Annotated in this window: 26 protein-coding genes and 1 pseudogene; 16 read left to right on the top strand and 11 right to left on the bottom strand. The window is 73.8% G+C overall.

The window, feature by feature from the left end; translation table 11 throughout:
- Positions 1 to 45 precede the first annotated feature (45 nt).
- The 4 genes from DEJ51_RS04475 to DEJ51_RS04465 form a co-directional block, all read right to left on the bottom strand.
- A complete protein-coding gene (locus DEJ51_RS04475) occupies positions 46 to 513 on the bottom strand; it encodes a nuclear transport factor 2 family protein (RefSeq protein WP_150256387.1) in 468 nt (155 codons plus the stop codon).
- A gap of 69 nt (positions 514 to 582) precedes the next feature.
- Complete coding sequence (locus tag DEJ51_RS34380) at positions 583 to 759, bottom strand: hypothetical protein (protein ID WP_167745548.1); 177 nt, start codon at positions 757 to 759, stop codon at positions 583 to 585.
- Between the two features lie 113 nt (positions 760 to 872).
- Positions 873 to 1,751, bottom strand: coding sequence for an undecaprenyl-diphosphate phosphatase (locus tag DEJ51_RS04470; RefSeq protein WP_150256385.1), 879 nt, complete (start codon positions 1,749 to 1,751; stop codon positions 873 to 875).
- A 48-nt stretch (positions 1,752 to 1,799) separates the two neighbouring features.
- On the bottom strand, positions 1,800 to 2,528 hold the full coding sequence (locus DEJ51_RS04465; RefSeq protein ID WP_150256384.1) for a TVP38/TMEM64 family protein: 729 nt from the start codon (positions 2,526 to 2,528) through the stop codon (positions 1,800 to 1,802).
- 49 nt (positions 2,529 to 2,577) lie between these two features.
- Between DEJ51_RS04465 and DEJ51_RS04460 the strand changes: the two genes are divergently transcribed.
- From DEJ51_RS04460 to DEJ51_RS04445, 4 genes are all read left to right on the top strand, one after another.
- The gene (locus tag DEJ51_RS04460) at positions 2,578 to 3,294 is read left to right on the top strand and encodes a DNA alkylation repair protein (RefSeq protein WP_150256383.1); all 717 of its coding nucleotides are present in this window, start codon (positions 2,578 to 2,580) and stop codon (positions 3,292 to 3,294) included.
- 276 nt (positions 3,295 to 3,570) lie between these two features.
- Positions 3,571 to 4,752 carry an elongation factor Tu gene (gene tuf / locus DEJ51_RS04455; protein WP_150256382.1) on the top strand — a complete coding sequence of 394 codons (1,182 nt, stop codon included), beginning with the start codon at positions 3,571 to 3,573 and terminating at the stop codon, positions 4,750 to 4,752.
- A 93-nt stretch (positions 4,753 to 4,845) separates the two neighbouring features.
- Positions 4,846 to 5,700, top strand: coding sequence for a patatin-like phospholipase family protein (locus DEJ51_RS04450; protein ID WP_150256381.1), 855 nt, complete (start codon positions 4,846 to 4,848; stop codon positions 5,698 to 5,700).
- 100 nt (positions 5,701 to 5,800) lie between these two features.
- Complete coding sequence (locus DEJ51_RS04445) at positions 5,801 to 6,592, top strand: spermidine synthase (RefSeq protein WP_150261688.1); 792 nt, start codon at positions 5,801 to 5,803, stop codon at positions 6,590 to 6,592.
- 111 nt (positions 6,593 to 6,703) lie between these two features.
- On the opposite strand, the gene DEJ51_RS04440 is transcribed toward DEJ51_RS04445, so the two are convergent.
- The gene (locus DEJ51_RS04440) at positions 6,704 to 8,020 is read right to left on the bottom strand and encodes an MFS transporter (protein ID WP_411757282.1); all 1,317 of its coding nucleotides are present in this window, start codon (positions 8,018 to 8,020) and stop codon (positions 6,704 to 6,706) included.
- Positions 8,021 to 8,086: 66 nt separating this feature from the next.
- The gene (locus DEJ51_RS04435; protein WP_150256380.1) at positions 8,087 to 9,118 is read right to left on the bottom strand and encodes a hypothetical protein; all 1,032 of its coding nucleotides are present in this window, start codon (positions 9,116 to 9,118) and stop codon (positions 8,087 to 8,089) included.
- A 96-nt stretch (positions 9,119 to 9,214) separates the two neighbouring features.
- Between DEJ51_RS04435 and DEJ51_RS04430 the strand changes: the two genes are divergently transcribed.
- From DEJ51_RS04430 to DEJ51_RS04415, 5 genes are all read left to right on the top strand, one after another.
- Complete coding sequence (locus DEJ51_RS04430) at positions 9,215 to 9,667, top strand: DUF4442 domain-containing protein (RefSeq protein ID WP_189973593.1); 453 nt, start codon at positions 9,215 to 9,217, stop codon at positions 9,665 to 9,667.
- A gap of 97 nt (positions 9,668 to 9,764) precedes the next feature.
- Positions 9,765 to 9,923, top strand: coding sequence for a hypothetical protein (locus tag DEJ51_RS34375; protein WP_190620202.1), 159 nt, complete (start codon positions 9,765 to 9,767; stop codon positions 9,921 to 9,923).
- A 115-nt stretch (positions 9,924 to 10,038) separates the two neighbouring features.
- Positions 10,039 to 12,549, top strand: coding sequence for a glycoside hydrolase family 3 protein (locus DEJ51_RS04425; protein ID WP_150256379.1), 2,511 nt, complete (start codon positions 10,039 to 10,041; stop codon positions 12,547 to 12,549).
- A 58-nt stretch (positions 12,550 to 12,607) separates the two neighbouring features.
- Positions 12,608 to 13,282, top strand: a complete 675-nt coding sequence (locus DEJ51_RS04420) for a DedA family protein (protein ID WP_150256378.1) — start codon at positions 12,608 to 12,610, stop codon at positions 13,280 to 13,282.
- Complete coding sequence (locus DEJ51_RS04415) at positions 13,279 to 13,968, top strand: ankyrin repeat domain-containing protein (RefSeq protein ID WP_150256377.1); 690 nt, start codon at positions 13,279 to 13,281, stop codon at positions 13,966 to 13,968. The genes DEJ51_RS04420 and DEJ51_RS04415 overlap by 4 nt, the downstream gene beginning before the upstream one ends.
- On the opposite strand, the gene DEJ51_RS04410 is transcribed toward DEJ51_RS04415, so the two are convergent.
- A complete protein-coding gene (locus tag DEJ51_RS04410) occupies positions 13,965 to 14,510 on the bottom strand; it encodes a gamma carbonic anhydrase family protein (RefSeq protein ID WP_150256376.1) in 546 nt (181 codons plus the stop codon). The genes DEJ51_RS04415 and DEJ51_RS04410 overlap by 4 nt on opposite strands.
- A gap of 138 nt (positions 14,511 to 14,648) precedes the next feature.
- Here DEJ51_RS04410 and DEJ51_RS04405 point away from each other — a divergent pair, with 138 nt between their 5' ends.
- The gene (locus DEJ51_RS04405) at positions 14,649 to 15,455 is read left to right on the top strand and encodes an acyltransferase (RefSeq protein WP_150256375.1); all 807 of its coding nucleotides are present in this window, start codon (positions 14,649 to 14,651) and stop codon (positions 15,453 to 15,455) included.
- 51 nt (positions 15,456 to 15,506) lie between these two features.
- Here the strand turns inward: DEJ51_RS04405 and DEJ51_RS04400 are convergent, their stop codons facing one another.
- Entirely contained in the window at positions 15,507 to 16,373 is an 867-nt protein-coding gene (locus DEJ51_RS04400) for a DMT family transporter (protein ID WP_150256374.1), read from the bottom strand.
- 105 nt (positions 16,374 to 16,478) lie between these two features.
- Here DEJ51_RS04400 and DEJ51_RS04395 point away from each other — a divergent pair.
- A pseudogene (locus DEJ51_RS04395) lies at positions 16,479 to 17,045 on the top strand (helix-turn-helix domain-containing protein); the annotation flags it as partial.
- A gap of 95 nt (positions 17,046 to 17,140) precedes the next feature.
- Here DEJ51_RS04395 and DEJ51_RS04390 read toward each other — a convergent pair.
- Positions 17,141 to 17,545 carry a CoA-binding protein gene (locus DEJ51_RS04390; protein ID WP_150256373.1) on the bottom strand — a complete coding sequence of 135 codons (405 nt, stop codon included), beginning with the start codon at positions 17,543 to 17,545 and terminating at the stop codon, positions 17,141 to 17,143.
- Positions 17,546 to 17,717: 172 nt separating this feature from the next.
- Between DEJ51_RS04390 and DEJ51_RS04385 the strand changes: the two genes are divergently transcribed.
- Positions 17,718 to 18,272: a hypothetical protein gene (locus tag DEJ51_RS04385; RefSeq protein ID WP_150256372.1), complete on the top strand. Its 555-nt coding sequence runs from the start codon at positions 17,718 to 17,720 to the stop codon at positions 18,270 to 18,272.
- Here the strand turns inward: DEJ51_RS04385 and DEJ51_RS04380 are convergent.
- Positions 18,261 to 18,788, bottom strand: a complete 528-nt coding sequence (locus DEJ51_RS04380) for a hypothetical protein (protein ID WP_150256371.1) — start codon at positions 18,786 to 18,788, stop codon at positions 18,261 to 18,263. The two genes, DEJ51_RS04385 and DEJ51_RS04380, sit on opposite strands and share 12 nt — an antisense overlap.
- A 70-nt stretch (positions 18,789 to 18,858) precedes the next feature.
- Here DEJ51_RS04380 and DEJ51_RS04375 point away from each other — a divergent pair, with 70 nt between their 5' ends.
- The 3 genes from DEJ51_RS04375 (at position 18,859) to DEJ51_RS04365 (ending at position 23,747) form a co-directional block, all read left to right on the top strand.
- Complete coding sequence (locus tag DEJ51_RS04375) at positions 18,859 to 19,485, top strand: YigZ family protein (RefSeq protein WP_150256370.1); 627 nt, start codon at positions 18,859 to 18,861, stop codon at positions 19,483 to 19,485.
- A gap of 84 nt (positions 19,486 to 19,569) precedes the next feature.
- A complete protein-coding gene (locus tag DEJ51_RS04370) occupies positions 19,570 to 20,739 on the top strand; it encodes an exonuclease SbcCD subunit D (protein WP_150256369.1) in 1,170 nt (389 codons plus the stop codon).
- Positions 20,736 to 23,747: an AAA family ATPase gene (locus DEJ51_RS04365; RefSeq protein WP_150256368.1), complete on the top strand. Its 3,012-nt coding sequence runs from the start codon at positions 20,736 to 20,738 to the stop codon at positions 23,745 to 23,747. The genes DEJ51_RS04370 and DEJ51_RS04365 overlap by 4 nt, the downstream gene beginning before the upstream one ends.
- On the opposite strand, the gene DEJ51_RS04360 is transcribed toward DEJ51_RS04365, so the two are convergent.
- On the bottom strand, positions 23,737 to 24,183 hold the full coding sequence (locus DEJ51_RS04360) for an Lrp/AsnC family transcriptional regulator (RefSeq protein WP_150256367.1): 447 nt from the start codon (positions 24,181 to 24,183) through the stop codon (positions 23,737 to 23,739). The genes DEJ51_RS04365 and DEJ51_RS04360 overlap by 11 nt on opposite strands.
- Before the next feature lie 94 nt (positions 24,184 to 24,277).
- On the opposite strand from DEJ51_RS04360, the gene DEJ51_RS04355 reads away from it, so the two are divergent.
- Positions 24,278 to 24,835, top strand: coding sequence for a rhodanese-like domain-containing protein (locus DEJ51_RS04355; protein ID WP_150256366.1), 558 nt, complete (start codon positions 24,278 to 24,280; stop codon positions 24,833 to 24,835).
- The last annotated feature ends 191 nt before the right edge of the window (positions 24,836 to 25,026 follow it).

Genomic DNA, 25,026 nt, shown 5'->3' with positions numbered 1-25,026 from the left:
TGGCAGTGCCCGGCCTTCCGGCGAGTCGAGCGGGTCCGCCCCGGCTCACGCGGACATGTGCCGCCATTTTTCGTGCACGGTGACCCGGGTGAGCCGCCAGCCGTCGTGGGTACGGGCCAGCGCGAAGCCGTAGCGCCCGGCGGCGACGAGGTTCGGGGAGGTGACCGAGGCGTCGGAGTCCGGCCCCGCCAGCCGCATCGGATTGAGGAAGTCCGCCCGCACCTCGGCGCTGTCCCCGGGAGAGCCGCCCAGGTCCTCCAGCCGGATCACCCGGTTCACGATCAGGTGCTGGCGGACGGGGAAGAGCGTCATCGTCTCCGCCAGCCAGTCCGCGACCTCCGCCACCGAGCCCTCGATCCCGCCGGCCGAGCGGTAGTCGACCCTTCCGGAGGCCGTGAACAGGGCCCGGTACGCGGCCCAGTCACCGTCGTCGACGGCCACCGCGTAGCCCGAGACCACGTCGTCGATCGCCAGCCTGTCCATCACCGTCGCGAGGTCCACACGCTGAGTCATCGGGTCAGTGTGGGGCTGCGCGGGCGCGAGGCCAAGGGCCGTGCGCCCACCGGATCTTCCCGCGGGCCGTCAGTGACCGGAACGGGACTCCCGTTGCCGGACCACGACGAGGAACGCGTCGCTGTCCAGGTCCATGACCACCTCCGCCTGCACGCCCTCGCGCATCCGCTGCGCCGCATACTCCTCGGCGGGCCAGCTTCCCCGCGGACTTCCGGCAGGAAACCGCTCCAGCACCACTCGACCCATGGGACACCCCCTGTTGCTTGCCTTCCGGTCTCTTCAGGCACAACGACGCGCAGGCCGCCCGGGAACGTTCCCGAACGGCCTGCGGTTCACGCGAAGAGGTGGTGCGGACCCCGTCAGGAGCCGGACTCGCCCGCGTGCGGGCTCAGCACGTCCGTGCCGATCAGCACGAACAGCAGGATGCCGAGGAGGATCCGGTAGATCACGAAGGGCATGAAGCTCTTGGTCGAGATGAACTTCATGAACCAGGCGATCACGGCGTAGCCCACGAAGAAGGCGATCGCCGTCGCGAAGATCGTCGGACCCCAGGAGATGTGACCCGGGTTCTCCACGACGTCCTTGATCTCGAACGCCCCGGAGGCCAGCACGGCCGGGATCGCGAGGAGGAAGGAGTAGCGCGCCGCGGCCTCGCGGGTGAAGCCGAGCAGCAGACCGCCGGAGATCGTCGCGCCGGAACGGGAGACACCGGGGATCAGGGCCATCGCCTGGCACAGGCCGAAGATCAGACCGTCCTTGACGCCCAGCTGCTGCAGCGTCTTGCGCTCGCGGATGGCGCGGTGCCGGCCGCCTTCCTCGTCGCGGGCCGCCAGGCGGTCGGCGACGCCGAGCACGATGCCCATCAGGATCAGGGTGGTGGCCGTCAGGCGCAGGTCGCGGGCGGGGCCCACGATCGCGTCCTTGAAGACCAGACCGAGGACGCCGATCGGGATCGAGCCGACGATCACCAGCCAGCCCATCTTCGCGTCCTGCTCGGAGCGCAGCCCCTTGTCGAACAGGGAGCGGAACCAGGTGGAGACGATCCGCGCGATGTCCTTGCGGAAGTAGATCAGCACGGCGGCCTCGGTGCCGATCTGGGTGATCGCGGTGAAGGCCGCTCCTGGGTCGTGCCAGCCGGCGAACGCCGCGGTCAGCCGCAGGTGGGCGCTGGAGGAGATCGGGAGGAACTCCGTAAGCCCCTGGACGAGACCGAGGATTAGGGATTCGAACCAGCTCATGTCGGGGTGCGCTCGTCCTTGTGATCGTCGGGCAGTTCGCGTCCGATGCTAGGGCCCGTGTGAAGCGGCGCTGACCACAGGGGGGTGCTGGGGTGCCGGTTCGGGCACCCGATCCCCGGTTCGAGGGGGTGTCAGACGGTGTCGCTTGCGCCAGGCGACGACTCCCGCACCCACGAGCGAGACGGCGATGAAACCGAACGACACGAGGAAAGCGGGCGATCCGGGCGAGGAGGCGCTGGCGCCCGCGACCACGTACGCGGCGGTGTTCGGGACGACCCCGACCGCCGTGGCGAGCAGGAACGGGCCCCAGCCGCAGCGCGACACCGCGGCACAGTAGTTGGCCACCACGAACGGCACCCCGGGGAAGATCCGGACCGCCAGCATCGAGCGGAAGCCGTGCCGGCTGAGCTGCCCGTCGGCGGCCTGGAGCCAGCGTCCGCGCAGGAACGGCCGCAAAGCCTCCTGGCCCATGACCCGGCCCAGCCCGAAGGAGATCCCGGCGCCCAGCACCGTGCCGCCGACCGCCGCGACAAGGCCGAACTGGGCGCCGAAGACGGCTCCCGCGGCCAGATTGAGCAAGGGGCGCGGCACGAAAGCGGCCGTGCACACACCGTACGCGGCTGCGAACAACAGGACCGCCGTGCCCACCGGGAGCCCCGGGGGCCAGCCCTCCGAGAGGATGCGCTGCGGCTCGAACAGCAGCACGCACACGCCGGCCGCGACGAGCAGCACGACGAGCACCGACAGCCGGGTCCGCGGCGCGAGGAGGAGGGACATCCCGGGAGACTAGCCCACGTATACGGCGGGGCGCCGTAATCTGGGCCTCATGCTGTCGAACGCCCGGCGACCCCCGCGAGTTCCCCGCAGCGCCCTCGCGGACACCCTGCTGGAGCGGCTCCCCACGGCGTACGCGGCGGCCGCCGATCCCGTACGCGCACGGGCCATGGCCGCGTACATGAAGGACGTCGCGCCCTTCCTCGGCATCCCCACCCCGCTGCGCCGGGAACTGTCGAAAACCGTGACCAAGAACACTCCCGAACCGGCCGAGACCGACTGCGCGGCGCTCGCGCTGCGCTGCTGGCTGCTTCCGGAGCGCGAGTACCAGTACTTCGCGGTGGACTACCTGCGCCGGCACGCCGCCCGCTGCTCCTCCGGCTTCCTGCCCGTGGTCCGCCACCTGATCGTCACCGTCCCCTGGTGGGACACGGTCGACCTGCTCGCCGCGCACACGGTCGGACCGCTCGTGGCCGCCGACCCGGAACTGGCCGCCGTGATGGACGAGTGGATCGAGGACGAGAACCTCTGGCTCGCCCGCACCGCGCTCCTCCACCAGCTCCGCTTCAAGTCCGCGACGGACGGCGGACGGCTCTTCGCCTACTGCCGGCTCCGGGCCGGCCACCCGGACTTCTTCGTGCGCAAGGCCATCGGCTGGGCCCTGCGCGAGTACGCGAAGACGGACCCCGAAGCGGTACGCGCCTTCGTCGAGGCCGAACGCGGCTCCCTGGCCCCGCTGTCCGTGCGCGAGGCGCTCAAGAACCTATGACCACGCCGTAATTCGTTCGACGTACCCCGCACGGTCCGGCAGGATCAGGGGCATGAACCGGTACGCCTTCCTCGCAGCGCGGTCCGCAGTCGCGGACGCGCCGAAGGCTGCCGTGTTCCCGGGCGCACCGGCGGACGCACCTGCACACGCACCGTTCTCCGCCGCATTCGACGGCGCACGAAGCTGACCCTTCCCGGATCGTCCGGCGGACCCCGCAGGGGGAGGGTCGGCTCGCTCTCGGGGTCCCGTTCCAGCTTCCAGACACGGGAATCAACCATGGCCAAGACGGCCTTCGTGCGCACCAAGCCGCACCTCAACATCGGCACCATGGGTCACGTCGACCACGGCAAGACCACCCTCACCGCTGCCATCACCAAGGTCCTCGCCGAGCACGGCGGCGCCTCCTTCGTGCCCTTCGACCGCATCGACCGGGCCCCCGAGGAGTCCCGGCGCGGCATCACCATCAACCTCACGCACGTCGAGTACGAGACCGACACCCGGCACTACGCCCACGTGGACATGCCCGGTCACGCCGACTACATCAAGAACATGGTCACGGGCGCCGCCCAACTCGACGGCGCGATCCTCGTCGTCTCCGCGCTCGACGGGGTCATGCCACAGACGGCCGAGCACGTGCTCCTGGCCCGGCAGGTCGGCGTCGACCACATCGTGGTGGCGCTCAACAAGGCCGACGCCGGGGACCCCGAGCTCACCGACCTGGTCGAGCTGGAGGTCCGCGAGCTGCTCACCGCGCACGGATACGGCGGTGACGGCGCGCCGGTCGTACGGGTCTCCGGACTCGGGGCGCTGGAGGGCGACCCGCGGTGGACGGAGGCGATCCAGGCGCTCCTGGACGCGGTGGACACCTACGTGCCGACCCCGGTGCGCTACACCGACGCCCCGTTCCTGCTGCCGGTGGAGAACGTCCTGACCATCACCGGGCGCGGGACCGTCGTGACCGGCGCCGTCGAGCGCGGCACCGTACGCCTCGGGGACCGCGTGGCGGTCCTCGGCGGCGACGGAGAGCCGGCCGAGACCGTCGTCACCGGGCTGGAGACCTTCGGGAAGCCGATGGAGTCCGCCGAGGCCGGGGACAACGTCGCGTTGCTGCTGCGCGGCGTGCCGCGCGACGGCGTGCGGCGCGGGCACGTGGTGGCCGCGCCCGGCAGCGTGACGCCGCAGCGCCGTTTCACCGCGCAGGTGTACGTGCTCTCCGGGCGCGAGGGCGGCCGTACGACACCGGTCGCCAGCGGCTACCGGCCGCAGTTCTACATCCGCACCGCCGACGTGGTGGGGGACGTGGACCTGGGTGAGGCCGGCGTGGCCCGGCCCGGGGAGACGGTCACGATGACCGTCGAGCTCGGCCGGGACGTCCCGCTGGAGTCGGGGCTCGGCTTCGCGATCCGCGAGGGCGGGCGGACCGTCGGCGCGGGGACGGTGACGGCCGTACTGGGGTGAACCGGGCCTGATCCGGACCCGCTCTGGTGACGGCGGGCAGGCTGGGCGAGACTGCCTGCCGTCACCACGGACACGGCGGAGGGGCGGGCGGAGATGAGCACGGACACGGCGCTGGTGCTCGGCGGCGGCGGACTGACCGGAATCGGCTGGGAGTGCGGGATCCTGTACGGCCTCGCCCGCGCGGGCGTGGACCTCACGAACGCCGGCCTCGTCGTCGGCACCTCGGCCGGTTCGGTGGTCGGGGCCCAGCTCACCTCCGGACTGCTCACCCCGCAAGAGCTCTACGAGCGCCAGCTCGGGGGAGCCGAGGGCGAGGTCGCGGCGAGACTGGGGGCGGGCCTCCTCGCCCGGTACGCCGTCGCCATGGCGCGCTCGCGCACCGCGACGGCCTACCGGCAGCGGGTCGGCGCCCTGGCACTGGCCGCCCACACCGTGGGGGAGAAGGAGCGGCGGGACGTCCTGGCCTCCCGGCTGGTCTCCCGGGAGTGGCCCGAACGGCGGCTCGTCGTCACGGCGGTGGACGCGCAGAGCGGTGAACTCGAAGCCTTCGAGCGGGGGAGCGGCAGCGGACTCGTCGACGCGGTGTCGGCGAGCTGCGCCGTGCCGGGGGTGTGGCCGCCGGTGACGGTCGGCGGGCGCCGTTTCATCGACGGCGGGATCCGCTCCGCCACCAATGCCGACCTGGCCGTCGGCCATGCGCGCGTGGTGATCATCGCCCCCATCTCGCTCGGCTCCAAGCTGGTCCCCTCGCCGTCGGCACAGGCCGCGCGGCTGCGGGAGGCCGGGGCGCGGGTCCTGCTGATCACCCCGTCGGCGGCCGCACGCAAGGCCTTCGGGCGCAACGTGCTGGATCCGGCACGGCGGGACCCGGCGGCACGGGCGGGCCTGGCGCAGGCCGCGGAGCACGTGGAGGAGGCGGCGGCGGTCTGGTCGGCCGGGGCCGCCTGAGGACCGTCCGAAAGCCGCTCGGCCGCTGCCGGACAATGGAGCGGTGAGCGACGAACAGATCCCGGTCGTCCGGGACGTGGGCCAGGGCACCGCCAAGCTGATGCCGGACGTGGACCGGGACCGGGCCTGGCTGCTGACCGTCGACGGGGCCCCGCAGTCGTACGTGGACCTGGACGATCCGCAGCACCTGGAGTTCGAGTACGTACGCCGCCTCGCACACGTCCTGGACTGCGCCGCCGAGCCGGGGCGCGCGCTGGACCTGCTGCACCTCGGCGGCGGCGCGCTCACCCTGCCGCGCTACGCCGCGGCGACCCGGGCCGGCTCCCGGCAGACGGTCGTCGAGTTCGACGCGGGCCTGGTCGGCCTGGTGGCCGAGCACCTGCCGCTCGCGCCGGGCTCGGGGGTCAGCGTGCACACCGCCGACGCCCGCGCCTGGCTGGAGGCGGCGCCCGCGGCCGGCGTGGACGTGGTGGTGGCCGACGTGTTCGGCGGCTCACGGGTGCCGGCGCAGCTGACGTCGGTGGAGTACGCCCGGGCCGCCGCGCGGGTGCTGAGGCCCGGCGGGCTGTACGCGGCGAACCTGGCCGACGGGGCGCCCTTCGACTTCCTGCGGGCGCAGGTGGCGAACTTCGCCGAGGCGTTCGCGGAGCTGGCGCTGATCGCCGAGCCGGCGGTGCTGCGGGGGAGGCGGTTCGGGAACGCCGTACTGCTGGCCTCCGACGCCCCGCTGGAGGTGGGCGCGCTGGCCCGCCGGTGCGCGGCCGACGCCTTTCCCGCCCGGGTGGAGTACGGGGACGGGCTGGCCCGGTTCAGGAAGGGCGCGGCGCCGGTGGCCGACGCGGACGCGGCACCGTCCCCGGCGCCCCCGGAGGGTGCGTTCAGCCTGGGGTGAGCGGCCGGGGGGTGCGTCGCCCGGAGCATGCGTCGCCCGGAGCGTGCGTCGCCCGGAGCGTGAGCGCCTGGGCCGAGCCGTCCGGGCCGCACCCCCGGGACCGGCCACGCGTCAGTGGCCGACGGCCTCGGTGGGCCTCTGCTCGGCCGGGGCGGGGGCCGCCCCGGCGACCGTCTTGCCGTGCGCCCTGCGGGTCATACGGCGGACGTCCGGGACCAGGAGGACCAGGGCGGTGGGCACGACGACCAGGACCGCGCAGCCCCACAGGGCCTCGGTGCGCCCGAAAGCCGCTTCGGCGGGCCCGGCCAGCGCGGTGGCCACCGGCAGCATCGACACCGAGCCGAACCAGTCGTAGGCGGTGACCCGGGAGAACTTCTCCTCCGGGATCTCCTGGTGCATCGCGGTCATCCAGTTCACGCCGAAGACCTCGATCGCGGCGCCGCTCACGAACATCACCACGCACAGTCCCCACACGGGCAGCGGCACGGCGAGTCCCGCCGAGGGCAGCGCCAGCGGGAACACGCACAGCGTGCCGACGAGCAGCAGACGGCGCGGTTTCCACGCCATCATCAGGACGGCCCCGGCGATGGTGCCGACACCGAAGAAGGCCAGGGCCACGCCCCAGGGCGCGGGCCCGCCCAGCTGGTCCCGGGCGACCAGCGGTCCGTAGACCGCGTCGGCGGCGCCGACGACGGCCACCACGACGGAGAACTGGAGCACGATGCTCCACAGCCAGGGGCGGGTCCGGACCTCCACCCAGCCCTCGCGCAGATCGGCCAGCAGACCCCCGCCGGGGGCGCGGTCGGGTACGTGGCTGACGTCGAGGAAGGTGCGCAGGGCGCCGGCGACGGCGAAGGCCGCCGCGTCGGCGGCCAGCACCCAGCCCGGGCCCACCGCGGCGATCATCGCTCCGCCGAGGGCCGCGCCCCCGATGCCGGCGCCGTTGATCGCCATGCGGAAGAGCGCGAAGGCCCGGTTGGAGTGTTCGCCGGAGACGGTGGAGAGCAGCATGCCCTCGGCCGCGGGGTTGAAGAAGGCCGTACCGGTGCCGCACAGCGCGGTCAGCAGCATCATCTGCCACAGCTGCGGTTCGCCCGCGAGGACGAGGGCGGCGAAGGCGGCCTGCGAGAGGCAGTTCAGGACGTTGGCCGCGACCATCACGCGGTGCCGGGGCAGCCGGTCGGCGATGGCGCCGCCGATGAGCAGGAAGAGGACGAGCGGCAGGGTGCGGGCGGCCGCGATCAGGCCGACGTCGCCGACGGATCCGCCGGACTGCATGACCGCGAAGGCGGCCGCGATGTGCGCTCCGTGGCTCCCCAGGTTCGTGATGATCGCCGCGCCCGTCAGCAGGCTGTAGTTGCGGCCGGCCCACTCGGGCCGACGGCGGTTCGCGGGCGTACGGGGTATTTCGGTGCGGGGAGAGCTCACCCCCGGACTATCCCCGCCCCGGGCCGAGAATCCAAACGGATAGACCGCACGGGACGGGGACGCGGATCACGGGGTGGTGAGCCGGATGGAACTGATGATCTTGTCGGAGACGTCGTTCGGAACCTCGTCCTTCACACCGGCCGCGCTGATGAGCACGAAGCTGGCGAAGTCACCGACGGCGTTCTTGAAGCCGAAGCCGACCGTCTTGCCGTCAGTGGAGCACTTGTGCTCCTTCTTCAGGTTCGGGGCGGTCGCCACCACGATGTGGCCCTTGACCCCGGAGGTGGTCGTGTACTCCTTGGCGGCGGCCACCTTGACCGTCCCCTTGGGCTCCTTCTGGGCGAAGGCCGCCCAGGCCCAGGCGCTGGTGTTGTCGGTCGCCACCTGCGCGGTGTCCTTGGCGCCCTGGGCGCCCTTGATGCCGGTGTCCGCGAGCGAGAACTTCTCGACCCTGCCGTCCGCGTCCTTGTCGACCGTGCACCACTCCTCCTTGAGGGTGGCGGTGCCGCTCATCGTGATGATCGGGCTGCCGTCGTTCTTGACCTCGTCGTGGAAGGAGAGGCTCACGCCGGAGTCGTTGACGTTCCACTCGGGAGGCACGTCGTAGCTGACGCCGTACTTGGTGTTGACGACGACCTTCCAGCCCGGGATGACGGGCTGGGCGTTGCCGCCGGCCCGCGGGTTCGGGCTGCTGCCGGCCGGGGCGGGTGCCTCGGAGACCGGCGCCGAGGGGCTGGCGGCCGGCTTGCCGTCGGCCTCGGTCTTCTTGTCGTCCCGGGTCAGGACGAACGCGCCGGTCGCGGCGGCCGCCACGACGACGGCGGTCGCGGCGATGATCGCCACGGTCTTGGTCGAGTACGGACTCCCGCCGCCGCCGGTGGCGGCGGGCTGGGGCTGCTGAGGCAGTTGGGGCTGGCCCCACTGCTGGCCGGGAACAGTCGGGGGCTGGTAACCCGGCTGCTGCGGGTAGCCGTAACCGGGCTGCTGCTGGTACGGGTTCGGCTGCCCCGGCTGTCCCGGCTGCTGCTGGTACGGGTTCTGTTGCGCGTCCTGAGGGTTCTGCTCGCCCCCGGGCGGCTGCTGCTGTCCTGGCCACATGGCCGGTAACGATAGTGGCCGTGGTGGTGCGGAGCCACGGCCGCCCCCTTGGGAACTCTGGCCAACGGGGACTACTCGCGGGTAACATCGCGTTCCATGAGCGCAGACCAGATGAACGTGGGCGAACTGCTCGCCGCGACCGTACCCATGGCCCGGACCCTGAACCTCCAGTTCCTGGAGACCACCCCCGAGCGTGCGGTCGTCCGGCTCCCGGACCAGCCCGACTACCACAACCACGTCGGCGGCCCGCACGCCGGCGCGATGTTCACCCTCGCCGAGTCCGCGAGCGGCGCGATCGTCCTGGCCGCCTTCGGCGACCAGCTCTCGCGCGCCGTCCCGCTCGCCGTGAAGGCCGAGATCGGCTACAAGAAGCTCGCCAAGGGCGTCGTGACCGCCACCGCCACCCTCGGCCGCCCGGCCGCCGAGGTCGTCGCCGAACTCGACGCGGGCGGCCGCCCCGAGTTCCCGGTCACCATCGCCATCCAGCGCGAGGACGAGGCCGTGACCGGCGAGATGACGGTCGTCTGGACCCTGCGTCCCAACGCCTGACGACGGACGTACGCCCACCACGGCGTCCCCGGGCCGGCCAGGCGAGGCACTGCCGCGCTCCGTCGCACGACGACGCAGGGGGGCGGAGGGGACGCCCGTGGCCAGGACCGACCTCAGCCCCCACGCCGAGCCCGCGGTGGAGGCCTTCCTACGGGACCACGTCACGCGCGGCCACCGCTCCGGGGCACGGGTGCGGCGCCGGGATTTCGAGTCCCGGCGCGCCGCCGACAGCGCGCCGCCGCTGCCGGAGGGCTGAACCTCGGCGCCGCGGTGGCGCGTCCCGGGCGGCCCGGCGGGCGTGCGGCGCACAGTGGGCGCGGGAGCGGTCCGGCGCGGGCCGCTCCCGCCGACCCACGCCGCAGGGAGCGCCCATGAGCGAGGCCGTGTCCAGACGTTCCGCGATGCGACTGCTCGCGGCGGCGGGCACGGCGGGCGCGGCCCTCGGAACGGGTGCCTGCGCGCCCGGGATGCCGCCGGGTACGGGAGCCCGCCAGGCGCCTCCCGCCGCACCGGCCGCAGCCGAGGCCAAGGGCGCCGCCCGGGTCGACGCCCTGCTGGAGCGGCTCACCCTCGACGAGAAGACCGCCCTGCTGCACGGAGCCCCCGACCCCGCCCCGCTCGGCCAGGCGGGCTACGTGCCCGGCGTACCGCGCCTGGGCATCCCGGCACTGCGCCTCGCCGACGGGCCCGCCGGGGTGCGGGTCGCCCGACCCGCGACGGCACTGCCCGCGCCGGTCCTGCTCGCCTCCGCCTTCGACCCGGCACTGGCCCGCGAGTACGGCCGCGTCATCGGCCGGGAGGGCCGGGCGCTCGGCCAGGACGTGCTGCTGTCACCCATGGTCAACCTCATCCGCACCCCGTACGCGGGCCGGAACTTCGAGACTTTCGCCGAGGACCCGCGCCTGACCGCGGACCTCGTCGGCGAGATGATCCGCGGCATCCAGGACGAGGGCCTCATCGCCACCGTCAAGCACTTCGCCCTCAACAACCAGGAGCACGGCCGCGACACCGTCGACGTGATCGCCGCCGAGCAGACCCTCCACGAGACCGAGCTACGGGGCTTTGAGGCCGCCGTGGCGGCCGGCGCGGGCGCCGTCATGGGGGCCTACAACAAGGTCAACGGCGTCCACGCCTGCGAGAACAAGCCCCTCCTCGACGAACTGCTGCGCGGCAGCTGGGGCTTCGACGGCTGGGTGATGTCCGACTGGGACGCCACCCACAGCACCGTCGCCGCCATCGGCGCCGGCCTCGACATGGAGATGCCCGGCGGCACCCACTTCGGCGCACCGCTGCGCGAGGCCGTGCGCGCGGGCTCCGTACCCGAGGACGCCGTCGACCTCGCCGTCCACCGGATCCTGACCACCATGGACCGCTTCGGGCTGCTCGCGGCTCCCCCCGCCGCACGGCCCCGGCGCGACGGCGCCGCCGGGGCGCGGACCGCCCGCAAGGTGGCCACCGCGGGAGCGGTGCTGCTGCGCAACGAGCACGGCACCCTGCCCCTGACCGGCGCCGCAGCCCGCTCGATCGCGGTGATCGGACCGACCGGCCAGGTGCCCTTCGTCAGCGGCGGCGGGAGCGCGCACGTGGTCCCCGACGGGGCGGACGCACCGCTCACCGCCATCCGGCGCCGGGCGGGCAACGGTTCGACCGTCCGGCACGCCCTCGGAGAGGACCTGTACGGGCGGCCGCTCCCGCCGAAGCTGCTGACCCCGGCCGCCGACCTGGACGGGCGGGCCGTGGACCCCGGGCACGTCTGGAGCCACGAGGGCGAGTTCCGCCTCGCGGCCGACGACGAGTGGACCCTGCTCGTCCACTACACCGGGAAGCGGCCCGTCGTACGCCTGGACGGGGAGGAGCTGTTCCCGGTCCGGCAGGGTGTGGCCGAGTACTTCGCCGGCGGACTGCTCGGCTCCGCACCCGACGGGATGAGCGTCCGCCGCACCACCCTCGCCCTCAAGGCGGGCACCCACCGGCTCGCCGTGACCGCCGAGGGCGGGGACAAGGGCCAGCGGTTCCGGCTCCGGCACACCACCGGGGCGATCCGCGCCGCAGACCTCGCCGAGGCCGTGAAGACCGCGAAGTCGGTCCGCAGCGTCGTGCTGTTCGCCTACGAGGACGCCACCGAGGGCCGGGACCGGACCACCCTGGCCCTCCCGGGCGGGCAGGAGCGGCTGATCGACGCCGTGGCCGCAGCCAACCCCCGTACGACCGTCGTGCTCAACACCTCCTCCAGTACGACGATGCCGTGGCTCTCCCGTACCGGTGCCGTCCTCCAGATGTACTACCCGGGCCAGGAGGGCGCCGGAGCCACCGCCGACCTGCTCTTCGGCGACGTGGACCCCGGAGGCCGCCTCACCCAGACCTTCCCGGCCGACGAACAGGCCACCCCGGTCGGCGGCGACCCGCTGCGCTACCCGGGCGTGGGCGGCCGCCAGGAGTACTCCGAGGGCATCCACATCGGCCACCGCTGGTACGACGCCCAGCGCGTGACCCCGCTGTTCCCCTTCGGGCACGGGCTCTCGTACACCACCTGGCAGTACGAGAAGCTCACCGTCCGGCCGGAGCGGGGCGGGCTGCGCGTGGAGTTCACCGTCCGCAACACCGGACGCCGCAAGGGCACCGAGGTGGCCCAGGTGTACGTCGGCCCGTCCGCGGAGCTGGAGCTCGACCAGCCGGTGCGCGCACTGGCCGGCTACCGGCGACTGGTCCTGGCGCCGGGCGAGGCGGAGCGGGTCACCGTCGACATCACCGAGCGGGCGCTGTCGTCATGGGATCCCGAGCGGCACGCGTGGGTGCTCGGTTCCGGCCGACGGCAGGTGTTCGTGGGCCGTTCGTCCCGTGAACTGCCGCTGAGGTCCAAGGCGGTCGTGACGAGCCGATAGGCTGCCCGTTCGACGTGTCACAGGGGGCGCGCCGAGGACGACACGGGAGGACGTACCGGTGCACATCCAGGAATGGCTGGAGACGATTCCGGCGGTCAGCATCTATCTCCTGGTGGGTCTGGTCATCGGCCTGGAGAGCCTCGGCATCCCGCTGCCCGGAGAGATCATCCTGGTCAGCTCGGCGCTGCTGGCCTCGCAGCACGGGGAGATCGACCCCGTGATCCTGGGACTCTGCGCGATCACCGGAGCGATCGTCGGCGACTCGATCGGCTACGCGATCGGCCGCCGCGGCGGCAAGCCGCTGCTGGAGCGGCTGGGGCGGCGCTTCCCGAAGCACTTCGGACCCCAGCAGGTGGCGCTGGCGGAGCGCTCGTTCGAGAAGTGGGGCATGTGGGCCGTCTTCTTCGGACGGTTCGTCGCACTGCTGCGGATCTTCGCGGGGCCGCTCGCGGGCGTGCTGCACATGCCCTACTGGCGGTTCCTGGTCGCCAACGTCCTCGGCGGCATCCTCTGGGCCGGCGGCACCACGGCCGTCATCTACTCGGTCGGGATCGTCGCCGAGCCGTGGCTGAAGCGGTTCTCCTGGCTGGCCCTGGGACTCGCCGTGCTGTTCGGGCTCGCGGTCACGCTCGTGGTGCGCAGCCGGATGAAGAAGGCGGCCGCAGCCGCCGGCACGGCCGCCGAAGCGGAGATCCCCTCGCAGCAGGCGGCCCGGGCCACCGTCGGCGAATGACGGCGACGGCGCGAGCGGAGCCGCACTGGTCGGCCGAGGGCCGGGAGGACCACTACCACCCGTTGGTGAACGGGCTCGGCCGTGCCGCCGAGGCGGGCGACACGGCCGCCGTGCGGTTGTTGCTGGCCGGGGGAGCGGAGGCCGACGCCTGGGTCCTCGGCGGCCGGCGGGCGCTGGACCTGGCCGTGTGCGCCGGCCACGCGGAGGTCGTCCGGCTGCTCCTCGCGGCGGGCGCGGACCCCCGGGTCGAGGCGGGCCCCTACGGCGAGGCGACGCCGATGGCCATGGCCGCGATGCTCGGGCACACGGAGGTGGCCCGGGCCCTGCTCGACGCCGGGGCCCCACCGGGCGGCCCCGCGGGCCGGGCGGGCTACGTGCCGCTGATCCTGGCGGCCGTCGCGCTGCAGAAGGGGGACCCGGAGACGGTGGACCTGCTGCTGGACCGGGGCGCCGACATCGAGGAGACGAGGCGGGACCGCACCCCGCTCGACTGGGCGGCCCGCTTCGGGTGCCCGGCCTCGGTGGCACGGCTCCTGGAGCGGGGCGCCGCCCTCACCGAGCGGACCGTCCGGGAAGGGGTCGCGGGGCAGGAGGCCACCGGCAGCGCGACGCCGGGCCCCGGAACGCGACACGACGACTACAGGGCCGTCAGGGCCCTGCTCGCGGCCGCGTGGGACAGCCGTTAGGCGTCCGGAGTCACCGACGCCCGGTGCTGCTTGGCCAGTTCCACGTACATCAGGGCGTTGACCTTGATGCCCTCGCGTTCCTCGTCGGTCAGCTCACGGCGGACCTTGGCAGGCACGCCGGCGACGAGGGAGCCGGGCGGCACGACCATGCCCTGCGGGACCAGGGCCTGCGCCGCCACCAGCGAACCGGCGCCGATCACGGCGCCGTTCAGGACGGTCGCGCCCATGCCGATCAGGCAGTCGTCCTCGACGGTGCAGCCGTGTACGACGGCGTTGTGCCCGATGGACACGCGCTCGCCGATCGAGACCGGGAAGCCGGGGTCCACGTGCACCGTGCAGTTGTCCTGCACGTTGCTGTCGGCGCCGAGCGTGATCGGGCCGCAGTCGGCGCGCAGCACCGCCGAGTACCAGATGCTCGCGCCCGCGGCGAGGGTGACGTCGCCGACCACGACCGAGGTCGGAGCCGTGAAGGCCGTCGGGTCGATGTCCGGGTTCCTGCCGCCGACACCCGCCACGAGTGCCTGGGCCGCCTGGTGCGTCATGTTCTCTTCCTCTGCGTCCGTCGTCCGGTTGCCGCGCTAGTGGCACCGTAGGCCACGCGGGCCGCCGCACCGGCGATGGGGTGAAGATCACAGGAGCGTGACCGGGGCGAGCGGCATCCGGCGCACTACCGTGGCCGGGTGCCGAAGAAACAGAACACGTTCTCATCTCTGACGGCCGCGCGCCGCCGGCTGGCGAGCCGCGTGGTCCACACCGGCTGGCGCTGGATGCAGCAGGCCGGCGCGGTCACCGCGCAGACCCCGGGGCGGCTCAGGTTCGGTGCGATCGGGGACGGAACCCGGCTCGCCTTCCCGCAGGGCACCGTCTTCGGCGAGCGGTGGATCCGGCTCGGCGGGCACTGCATCATCGGCGAGCAGGTGACGCTCACCGCCGGGATGATGCCGGACCTCGACCTGGGGTCCGAGCCGATGCTGGTGCTCGGCGACGGGGTGGTCATCGGCCGCAACAGCCATGTCATCGCCGACGCCCGGATCACCATCGGGTCGAACACCTTCTGCGGCCCGGACGTCTACATCACGTCCACCAACCACAGCTACGACGACCCGCACGAGCCCGTCGGCCGGCAGTGGCCGCGCAGCACACCCGTGGAGATCGGGCCCGGGTGCTGGCTCGGCACCGGATCGGTGATCCTGCCGGGCGCGCGCCTCGGCCGCAACGTGGTGGTGGCAGCGGGCGCGGTCGTACGGGGAGAGGTCCCCGACCACGCCGTGGTGGCGGGGGCGCCGGCGCGGATCGTACGGCGCTGGCAGCCGGAGACGGGCTGGCAGCCGCCGCTGCGCACGCCGGCGCCGGTACCGATCCCGGACGGGATGACGTCGGAGCAGCTGCGCGGTCTGGCAGAGCTCACGGAGGCAGAACTCGCCGAAGCCGAGCTCGCGGAAGCCGAGCTCGCGGAGACAGAGCTGGCGGAGGCCGAGCGCTCGTAGGGCTGCCCGGCGTAGAGCCGCTCGGCGTGGGACCGCCCGGTGTGGGGTCGCTCAGCCCGCGGCCAGGAGAACCGTTCCGGCGAGGGCCAGGCCGGCGCCCGCGGCCTGGACCGTACGCAGCCGTTCCTTGAGCACGGCGAAGGCGGCGAGCGCGGTGATCACCGGGTAGAGCGAGGACAGCACGGCGGCCATGGTGACCGGGCCGTTCTGCGCGGCTATGGAATACGTGCCGTTCGCCGCGACGTCCGCGAGGCCGACGAAGGCCAGGGCGGGCAGCAGGCTCCACAGGAGCTTCGGGCCGGAACCGGCCGGAAGCGCGGGTATGCCGCGCCGGGTCTGCGCCCACAGGGCGGCGCCACCCACGGCGACATTGGTGACCCGCTGCACGAACAGCGCGAGGAACAGTCCGGTGATGCTGCTGGAGGCCTCCGAGATCAGGGCCATCACCGCGCCGAAGCCGAAGGCCGCGACCAGGGTGAGGATGACGGCCTGCCGCTGGACGGGCGCGCCGCGCAGCTCCGGACCGCCCGCCAGGACGATGCCGACGACCGCCACGGCGATCCCCGCGAACTGGCCGAGGCCGGGCCGCTCGCCGAGTATCAGCCCCACGGTGACGGGCACGACCACGCCGAGGGAGCCCAGCGGTGAGACCACGCCCATCGGGCCGAGGGCCAGCGCCTTGTAGAAGCTGAGCATGGCGACCGGCCCGACCAGGCCCGCGCCGACCGCGAACCACAGCTGCGGACCGGCCTCCTGCCAGGCGCCGGTGCCGAGGACCACCGCGCCGAGCACCACCACGGCGACGACCTGCGAGACCACGACCACCGTGAGCGCCGGGATCCGGCGGGTCAGCAGCCCGCCGCCGAAGTCGGCGAGCCCCCACAGCACGGCTGTGGCCAGGGCGAAGAGGGCGGTCATGGGGGCCTCGCAGTACAGTGCAGTGAACGCTGGAGTGCAGCATCGAATACAGCACACGATAGTGCACTCTGTTGGACTGTGTCATCCAGAATATTGGACGGAATGGTGTCGGATCTCGAACAGCTCACCCAGGCGCTCGCCCGGAACCTCAAGCGGTGGCGCGGCGAGCGCGGCTTCACCCTGGACTCCCTGGCGGCCCGCGCGGGAGTGAGCCGCGGGATGATCATCCAGATCGAGCAGGCCCGTACGAACCCCAGCGTGGGCACCACGGTGCGGCTGGCCGACGCCCTCGGCGTCAGCATCTCCGCCCTCCTCGACCACGACCGGGGCCCGCAGGTCCGCGTCGTCCCGCCGGACCAGGTGGTGCGGATCTGGTCGAGCGAGGCGGGCAGTTCGACGACCATGCTGATCGGCACCGACGAGCGCGGGCCGATGGAGCTGTGGACCTGGCACCTGGTGCCGGGCGAGGGGACGGACTCCGTCCCGCACCCGTCCGGCACCATCGAGATGCTGCACGTCACGGCGGGGGAGCTGACGCTGGTCGTCGGCGAGGAGGAGTTCCGCGTCCCCGCCGGGGCCGCGGCCACCTTCGAGGCGAATCTCGCGCACTCCTACCGCAACGACGGCTCGGTGCCGATGGAGATGACCCTCGCGGTGTCGGTCCCGCCGGTCTCGGCGCCGGCTCCCGCGCATGCCCCCGCACATGCGCACGGGGGCACCGGCACCGGTACCGGCGCGGCCGCCGGCCACGAGCTGCCGGACACCACCTAGAGCGCCGGGATCTCGATCGCGGGGCAGCGGTCCATGACCATCTCCAGCCCCGCCCCGCGGGTCCGGGCGTAGGCCGCCTCGTCGATCACGCCGAGCTGGAACCAGACGGCCTCGGCGCCGACGGCGGCGGCCTGGTCGGCCACGGGACCGGCCAGCTCGCTGTTCACGAACACGTCCACCACGTCCACCTTGAACGGGATGTCCGCCAGCGAGGCGTACCCGGGCTCACCGTGCACGGTCTCGGCCTTGGGATGCACGGGGATCACGCGCTTGCCGAACCGCTGGAGCACCCGCGCCACCCCGTAGGCCGCGCGGTCCTGGTTGTTCGAGAGTCCCACCACGGCCCAGGTGTCGCCCAGCTCGGTGAGGATCTTGCGGATGGTTGCCGGATCGCCGTACACGTGTGCCGCCTCCTGGTGCTCTTGTCCCCGCCGGTCCGTCCGCTGCTCGTTCACCGCGTCGGACCGGCGCTCAGCCGCGTCAACCGAAAACCGCCCGGCGCGATTCCCCGGCTCCGGTCGCGGAACCGCACGGTAGTCTGCCGGTTCGTTCGAACGGTGCGGGGGGCGGGGCGTGGACACACTGGTCGAGGCGGCCGTCGCGGAGACCCTGCGCACGGGTGGTGACGAAGAGGTCCGCCTGTACGTGGCGGCCTGCGCCGAACGCACCGTGCCGCTGTTCCTCGGCATGCGGGCGGGCGCACCGGACCGCCAGGCCGACCTGGACCTCTGCGTGGAGTCCCTGCAGGGCCTCTGGTGCGCGGACCGGGCGCTGCCCGACGCCGCCGAGCGCGTGCGCGCACTGGAGGGTTTCCCGGAACTGCGGCCGCGCGAAGGGGCCATCACCGATGTCGCCGGGACCTACGCCTTCTTCGGCGTCCTCGTCCTGCGGTACGCGTTGCTGGCCAACGCCTCGGCGGAGGCCGGCCACGCGCTCTCCTGCGGTCACGCCGCGCTCACCGCGGTGGGCCTGCTGGACCAGAGCCTTCCCGGGGGCTCCGTCTTCCGGGCCGAGGAGGAAGCGCTGCAGAAGCGCTCGCTGAGCGGTGACGTGGCGGGCCTGTGGGAAGCGAGCGTCGCGTCGGGGCGCGAGAGGCTGCGGGCCGCGGTGGGCCGCCTACCCCGCTGACGGGTCCACGTTCCAGGACGGTGGCAGGGACGCGTCGCAGAAGACGCAGACGAAGTACTCGTCCCGGACGATGTTCAGCTGCGCGCAGGACGGGCAGCGGCGGAAGACCACCTCGTGGGTGAAACCGCCCGGGCGCGGCGCGAGTCCGGCCGCGTCCAGGGCGTCCGCGACGGCCCGCCACGAGACGGGGTCCGGGCAGTATCCGGTCGACTGGTTGCTCACCGCACGGACCGCCCACCGCCCGGCCTCCCGCCCGAAGGCGATCTCCCCGGCGCTCAGCACCGTGTCACCGCCGGCGCAGACCACGTGCTCGCTGCGGCGCGGCGCGAGTCGCAGCACGCCGCCGCGGTCCACGACGAACGTGACCGGCTCGGACAGGTCGGCCGCCGCCGGGCCCGAGGCCCATTCCCCGAACTCCGCGGCCGAGCGGATGCGCCGGCCCTCGTGCTCGGGCCGGACGAGCCCACACAGCTCTGCCGGCCCCACGTACCGGTAGTTCCACCCCCGCAGATCCATGTCCGCCAACCTACTCCCGCCCCCGCGACGGGCGGGCGGGGGCCCGCTGCGCACCGCTTAGGGTGGTGAGGTGAAGGCAGACCAGTACGTGACGGTGGCCCGGGAGGGCGCGCACGAGTCCGAGATCAACCGTTCGCGCTTCCTGTGCTCGCTCGCACCCGCCGCGACCGAGCAGGAGGCCCAGGACTTCGTCGCGCGCATCCGCAAGGAGCACCCCGCCGCCACGCACAACTGCTTCGCCTACGTCGTCGGTGCCGACGCGTCCGTCCAGAAGGCCAGCGACGACGGCGAGCCCGGCGGCACCGCCGGGGTGCCCATGCTGCAGATGCTCATGCGCCGTGACATCCGCTACGCGGTCGCCGTCGTCACCCGCTACTACGGCGGCGTGAAGCTCGGTGCCGGCGGCCTGATCAGGGCCTACGGCGGGGTCGTCGGCGAGGCCCTCGACGAGCTCGGCACCGTCACCCGGCGCCGCTACCGGCTGGCCACCGTCACGGTCGACCACCAGCGGGCCGGCAAGATCCAGAACGATCTGCGCTCCACCGGCCGGACCGTGGTGGACCTGCGCTACGGGGCAGAAGTCGAGATCGAGGTGGCCCTCCCGGAGGCGGACCTGCCCGCCTTCGAGGCCTGGCTCGCCGACACCACCGCGGGCAGCGCCGGTCTCACCCTCGGCGGAGAGACGTACGCGCCCTGAGTGCCCCCGGGGACGGGTTAGCGTAGAGGGGTTCAGGACCGGGACACGACCAGGGGGAGACGGCATGCGCGGCGGGGCCGGCGAGTGAAGTTCCTGCACACCTCCGACTGGCACCTCGGCCGGGCCTTCCACCGGGTCAACCTGCTCGGTGCCCAGGCGGTCTTCGTCGACCACCTGATCGAGACCGTCCGCGAGCACGAGGTCGACGCCGTCCTCGTCGCCGGTGACGTCTACGACCGGGCCGTGCCCCCGCTGCCCGCCGTCGAGCTCTACGACCGGGCCCTGCACCGCCTCGCCGACCTGGGCGTCCCCACCGTGATGATCTCCGGCAACCACGACTCCGCGCGCCGGCTCGGCGTCGGCGCCGGGCTGATCGGCCGGGCCGGGATCCACCTGCGTACCGACCCGGCCGGCTGCGCCGACCCCGTCGTCCTGGCCGACGTACACGGTGACGTGGCGCTGTACGGACTGCCGTACCTGGAGCCCGCCCTGGTCAAGGACCAGTTCGGCACGGACAGGGTGAGCCACGAGGCCGTCCTCGGCGCCGCCATGGACCGGATCCGCGCCGACCTCGCGTCCCGCCCGCCCGGTACCCGTTCGATCGTCCTCGCGCACGCCTTCGTCACGGGCGGACAGGCCAGCGACAGCGAACGCGACATCACCGTCGGCGGGGTCGAAGCCGTGCCGGCCTCCGTCTTCGACGGCGTGGACTACGCCGCCCTGGGCCACCTCCACGGCAGCCAGACGATCAACGAACGGGTCCGCTACTCCGGTTCCCCGCTCGCCTACTCCTTCTCCGAGGCGGACCACCGCAAGACGATGTGGCTGATCGAACTCGGTGCGCGGGGCGAGATCGCCACGGCCGAGCGGATCGGCACCCCCGTCCCGCGCACCCTCGCACGGCTCCGGGGACGGCTGGAGGACCTGCTGGGCGACCCGGCGCACCAGGTCCACGAGGACGCCTGGGTGGAGGCCACCCTCACCGACCCGGTCCGCCCCGACGACCCCATGGCCCGGCTCGCCGCACGCTTCCCGCACACCCTCGCCCTCGCCTTCGAACCCGAGGGCCGCCAGGACGACACCGGCGCCTCCTACGCCCAGCGGCTCAAGGGCCGCAGCGACCAGGAGATCGCCGAGGACTTCGTCGCCCACGTCCGCGGCGGCGGCCAGGCGGACGAGGCCGAACGGGCCGTCCTCCAGACGGCCTTCGACGACGTACGGGCCGACGACAGCCACCGGGAGACCCACCGATGAGGCTGCACCGGCTGGCCGTGACCGCCTTCGGACCGTTCGCCGAGCCCCAGCAGATCGACTTCGACGCCCTGTCCGGCGCCGGCATCTTCCTCCTCCACGGACCCACCGGTGCGGGGAAGACCTCCGTGCTCGACGCCGTCTGCTACGCGCTCTACGGTTCCGTGCCCGGCCCCCGTCAGGCCCCCGGCACCAGCCTGCGCAGCGACCACGCCGCCGCGCACACCCCGACCGAGGTCACCCTCGAACTCACCGCGGGCGGCCGCCGCCTGGAGATCACCCGGCGGCCCGAACAGGAGCGCCCCAAGAAGCGCGGCACGGGCACCACCAAGGACAAGGCCCAGAGCTGGCTGCGCGAGCACACCGGCGAGGGCTGGGAGCCGCTCAGCCGCTCGCACCAGGAGATCGGCGAGGAGATCGAGCAGCTGCTCGGCATGAGCCGCGAGCAGTTCTGCCAGGTCGTACTGCTGCCCCAGGGGGAGTTCGCACGCTTCCTGCGCGCCGACGAGGCGGCCCGCGGCCGGCTGCTCGGCCGGCTCTTCGACACCCGCCGCTTCGCCGCCGTCGAGGCCCTGCTCGGCGAGCGCCGCCGGGCCGCCGAGGCCAGGGTCCGGGCCGGCGACGAGAAGGTGCTCCACACCGCCCAGCGACTGGCCCAGGCCGCCGGGGACAGCGCCGACCTGCGGGCCTGGCCCATGCCCGGACACCAGCCCGGCGACCCCGGCCTCGCCGAGGCCGTCCGGGCCTGGGCGGCCGTCGCCCGGTGCGCGGCCCGCGAGCGCCTCGACGTCGCCGAGTACGCACTGGCCGCCGTCGAGAGCCGGCACGCCGCCGCCCGGCACGCCGCCGAGGACGCGCGGGAGCTCGACCGGCTGCAACGCCGGCACGCCGAGACCCTGCGCCGGGCCGTCCTGCTCGCCGAGGCCGCGCCCGAGCGGGACCGGGTGCGCGGGCTGCTGGACCGGGCCCGGCGCGGCGCCCTGGTGGCCCCCGCCCTGGAACTGCGCGGCGCCGCCTCCGCCGCGCACCTCGCCGCCGCGCACGCCGAGACCTCCGCCCGGGCGCAGCTCCCGCCCACACTGAAGGAGGCGGGCGTCGAACAGCTGGCCGACGTCGAGCAGCGGCTGCGCGAGGCCCTCGGCGCGCTCGGCGCGGCCCAGCGGGCGGAACAGCGCAGCGCCGAGATCGGCCGTGAACGCGCCGACCTGGAAAGGGAGTCCCGGGCCGCCGAGGAGCAGCACCAGGAGTCCGCCGAGTGGCTGGAGCGCTGGGAGGCGACCCGGACGGCGCTGCAGGAGCGTGCGGACGCCGCCCAGCAGGCCGCCACCCTGGCCGAGCAGCTCGCCGGCCGGCTGGAACCCGCCCGCATGCAGCTGAACGCCGCGCGCCGTCGGGACGAGCTCGACGCCGAAGCGACGCGCGCCGCGGACGAACTGCTCACCCTGCGCGAGGAGTCGGCCGCCGCCCGGGAGCGCTGGCTGGAGCTCAAGGAGGCCCGCCTGCGCGGGATCGCCGCCGAGCTCGCCGAAGCACTCGTGGCCGGAGAGGCCTGCACCGTGTGCGGGTCCGCGGAACACCCGGCTCCGGCCCGTCCGGCCCCCGGCCACGTGGACCGCGCCGCCGAGGACGCGGCCCACGCGTACTTCGAACGGGCCGAGCAGGCCCGGGCCACCGCCGAACGCCGGCTCGCCGCCGCACGGGAGGCACGCGCCGAAGCCGCGGCCGCCGCCGGGGAGGCCACCACCGCCGAACTCCTGGCCCTGACCGCCGACCTGAGCGCCCGCCATGCCGCCGCCCACGCCGCGGCCGCCGGCCTGCACGCCGCCCGTGAGCAGCTGGCCCGCGCCGAGCGGGAGCACGCCGCGCGCAGCGCCGACCGGCAGGGCGCCGAGACCCGGGCCGCCGCCCGGTCCTCCCGGCGCGAGGCCCTGGACCGCGAACAGGCCGGACTGGAGGCCGAACTCGCCCTCGTACGGGACGGCGCGCCCAGCGTCGCGGCCCGCGCCCGCACCCTGGAGGACCGGGTCCGGATGGTCTCCGGCGCGGCCGTCTCGCTGCGCCGGGCCGAGACCACCGCGGCCCGGCTGAAGGAGGCCGACGACCAGCTCGCCGACGCCGCGTTCAAGGCGGGCTTCGACACCATCGCGGCCGCCGCCGACGCGGTGCTCCCCGAGTACGAACGCACCGCGCTCCAACACCGGCTGGACGCCTGGCAGACGGAAGAGGCCCTGCTGGCGGACCGCCGTGGCGAGACCGGCGCCGCCGAAGCGGCAGCCCTGCCCCCGGCCGCACCGGACGCGGCCGAGGCGTACGCGGCCACGGCCGCGGCGAAGCTTCGTACGGCGGGGTCGGCGGCCGACGCGGCCCGGGTGCGCTGCACGGAGCTCGACCGGCTCTCCCGGCAGGCCGAGCAGGAACTGCGCGCCCTCGGGCCGCTGCGGGAGGCCTACGACCGGGTCGCCCGGCTGGCCGGACTCACCGCCGGCACCTCCGCCGACAACGAGCGCAAGATGCGCCTGGAGGCCTACGTCCTGGCCGCCCGCCTGGAGCAGGTGGCCGCCGCCGCGACGGTACGGCTGCTGCGCATGTCCGGCGGCCGCTACACCCTGGTCCACTCCGACGCGCGAGCGGGCGGACGGGGGCGCTCCGGCCTCGGCCTGCACGTGGTCGACGCGTGGACCGGCAGCGAGCGGGACACCGCCACCCTGTCCGGCGGCGAGACCTTCTTCGCCTCGCTCGCCCTGGCACTGGGCCTCGCGGACGTGGTCACCGACGAGGCGGGCGGGATGCGCCTCGACACCCTCTTCATCGACGAGGGCTTCGGCAGCCTCGACGACCAGGCGCTGGACGAGGTGCTCGACGTCCTGGACTCGCTGCGCGAGCGGGACCGGAGCGTCGGCATCGTCAGCCACGTCGCCGATCTGCGGACCCGGGTCCAGGCCCAGCTGGAGATCGTCAAGCAGCGCGGCGGCTCCGTGGTGCGCCACCGGACGGCGGCGCTCACGGACTGAGCGGCCTGCGGGGCAGCGGAGAGGAGTAGACGACGCTCGTCGTCACCGAACCGAGCCCCGCGATCCGGCCCGTGACCTCCTCCAGGTGCGGCATCGAGCGGGTCGCGACCTTGAGGACGAAGCAGTCGTCGCCCGTGACGTGGTGGGCTTCCAGGATCTCCGGGGTGACCTCCAGGAGGTCGTGGAAGGGCTTGTAGTTGCCGTGCGGGTAGCGCAGCCGGACCAGGGCGAGGATCGACTTGCCGAGCCGCTCCGGGTCCACCACCGCCGTGTAGCCGGTGATGATGCCGGTCTCCTCCAGCCGGCGGACCCGCTCGGTGACGGCGCTCGCGGACATGGACACGGCCCGGGCGAGCTCGGTGAAACTGGCGCGGCCGTCGCGTTGCAGGGCTTCGAGGATGCGCCAGTCCGTGGCGTCGGGGGAATAGTCGGTCATGGGGCAGGTCTAGCAGGGGATTCCCCGGTCAGACAAGGAAAAGGCCGGGGAAGTCCACTTCCGGCAGTGATCAACGGATCGTAGATTTTTGGCCATGACGACGACGCAGACACACACGAACCAGCCGGGCTCCGCCACTCCTGCCACCCCCGCCGCTCCTGCCGCAGCCGCCGCCATCAACCCGGTGCTCCGGGTGCCTCCGGCCGCCCCGGCCGCGGCCGCCGCGTACTTCGCCGCGAGCCTGGCCTTCCACGCGGACGTGTCGGACGTCGCCGCCGCCTTCAAGGCCCACCGCGAACAGGGCGCCGAGCTCGGCTTCCAGCTGGTCGACTCCCGTTCCACCCCGTCCTGGGACCAGGCCCATGTGCCCGGCGCCGTCCACCTGCCCACCGCGCTCATCCCCGAGCAGGCCGAGCGGCTCCTGGACAGGAACATCCCCGTGGTGACCTACTGCTGGGGCCCGGGCTGCAACGGAGGCACCCGCTCCGCCCTCGCCCTGGCCGAACTCGGCTTCCACGTCAAGGAGATGCTCGGCGGCATCGAGTACTGGATCCGCGAGGGCTTCGAGGTGGAGACCTGGCAGGGCAGCCAGCAGCGGGCCGAGGCCGACCCGCTGACCGCGCCGACGGACTCGGACGACTGCGGCTGCTGAGGTGGGTGCTTTACGGGTCTCACGTGCCTTGCGGGGCCTTGCGGGTCTTACGGGCCTTGCGGGGCCGGGTGCCGGTACGGGACCCAGGCCGTGCGCGGACCACGCGGACGGGCCGCCCATCCCCCGGGGGACGAGCGGCCCGTCCGTCGTTCGTGGCCCGTCCGTCGTTCGCGGCCGGCCCGGGCCTGGCC

Origin of the sequence: Streptomyces venezuelae (assembly GCF_008642275.1) — a bacterium.
GTDB lineage: Bacteria > Actinomycetota > Actinomycetes > Streptomycetales > Streptomycetaceae > Streptomyces > Streptomyces venezuelae_E.
This window is presented reverse-complemented; position numbering and strand designations above follow the sequence as displayed.

What these genes read in the sequence shown, in the direction of transcription:
- DEJ51_RS04475 (WP_150256387.1), bottom strand. Translation starts at nt 513, where the DNA reads ATGACTCAGCGTGTGGACCTCGCGACGGTGATGGACAGGCTGGCGATC.
- DEJ51_RS34380 (WP_167745548.1), bottom strand. Translation starts at nt 759, where the DNA reads ATGGGTCGAGTGGTGCTGGAGCGGTTTCCTGCCGGAAGTCCGCGGGGA.
- DEJ51_RS04470 (WP_150256385.1), bottom strand. Translation starts at nt 1,751, where the DNA reads ATGAGCTGGTTCGAATCCCTAATCCTCGGTCTCGTCCAGGGGCTTACG.
- DEJ51_RS04465 (WP_150256384.1), bottom strand. Translation starts at nt 2,528, where the DNA reads ATGTCCCTCCTCCTCGCGCCGCGGACCCGGCTGTCGGTGCTCGTCGTG.
- DEJ51_RS04460 (WP_150256383.1), top strand. Translation starts at nt 2,578, where the DNA reads ATGCTGTCGAACGCCCGGCGACCCCCGCGAGTTCCCCGCAGCGCCCTC.
- tuf (WP_150256382.1), top strand. Translation starts at nt 3,571, where the DNA reads ATGGCCAAGACGGCCTTCGTGCGCACCAAGCCGCACCTCAACATCGGC.
- DEJ51_RS04450 (WP_150256381.1), top strand. Translation starts at nt 4,846, where the DNA reads ATGAGCACGGACACGGCGCTGGTGCTCGGCGGCGGCGGACTGACCGGA.
- DEJ51_RS04445 (WP_150261688.1), top strand. Translation starts at nt 5,801, where the DNA reads ATGCCGGACGTGGACCGGGACCGGGCCTGGCTGCTGACCGTCGACGGG.
- DEJ51_RS04435 (WP_150256380.1), bottom strand. Translation starts at nt 9,118, where the DNA reads ATGTGGCCAGGACAGCAGCAGCCGCCCGGGGGCGAGCAGAACCCTCAG.
- DEJ51_RS04430 (WP_189973593.1), top strand. Translation starts at nt 9,215, where the DNA reads ATGAGCGCAGACCAGATGAACGTGGGCGAACTGCTCGCCGCGACCGTA.
- DEJ51_RS04425 (WP_150256379.1), top strand. Translation starts at nt 10,039, where the DNA reads ATGAGCGAGGCCGTGTCCAGACGTTCCGCGATGCGACTGCTCGCGGCG.
- DEJ51_RS04415 (WP_150256377.1), top strand. Translation starts at nt 13,279, where the DNA reads ATGACGGCGACGGCGCGAGCGGAGCCGCACTGGTCGGCCGAGGGCCGG.
- DEJ51_RS04410 (WP_150256376.1), bottom strand. Translation starts at nt 14,510, where the DNA reads ATGACGCACCAGGCGGCCCAGGCACTCGTGGCGGGTGTCGGCGGCAGG.
- DEJ51_RS04400 (WP_150256374.1), bottom strand. Translation starts at nt 16,373, where the DNA reads ATGACCGCCCTCTTCGCCCTGGCCACAGCCGTGCTGTGGGGGCTCGCC.
- DEJ51_RS04380 (WP_150256371.1), bottom strand. Translation starts at nt 18,788, where the DNA reads ATGGATCTGCGGGGGTGGAACTACCGGTACGTGGGGCCGGCAGAGCTG.
- DEJ51_RS04365 (WP_150256368.1), top strand. Translation starts at nt 20,736, where the DNA reads ATGAGGCTGCACCGGCTGGCCGTGACCGCCTTCGGACCGTTCGCCGAG.
- DEJ51_RS04360 (WP_150256367.1), bottom strand. Translation starts at nt 24,183, where the DNA reads ATGACCGACTATTCCCCCGACGCCACGGACTGGCGCATCCTCGAAGCC.
- DEJ51_RS04355 (WP_150256366.1), top strand. Translation starts at nt 24,278, where the DNA reads ATGACGACGACGCAGACACACACGAACCAGCCGGGCTCCGCCACTCCT.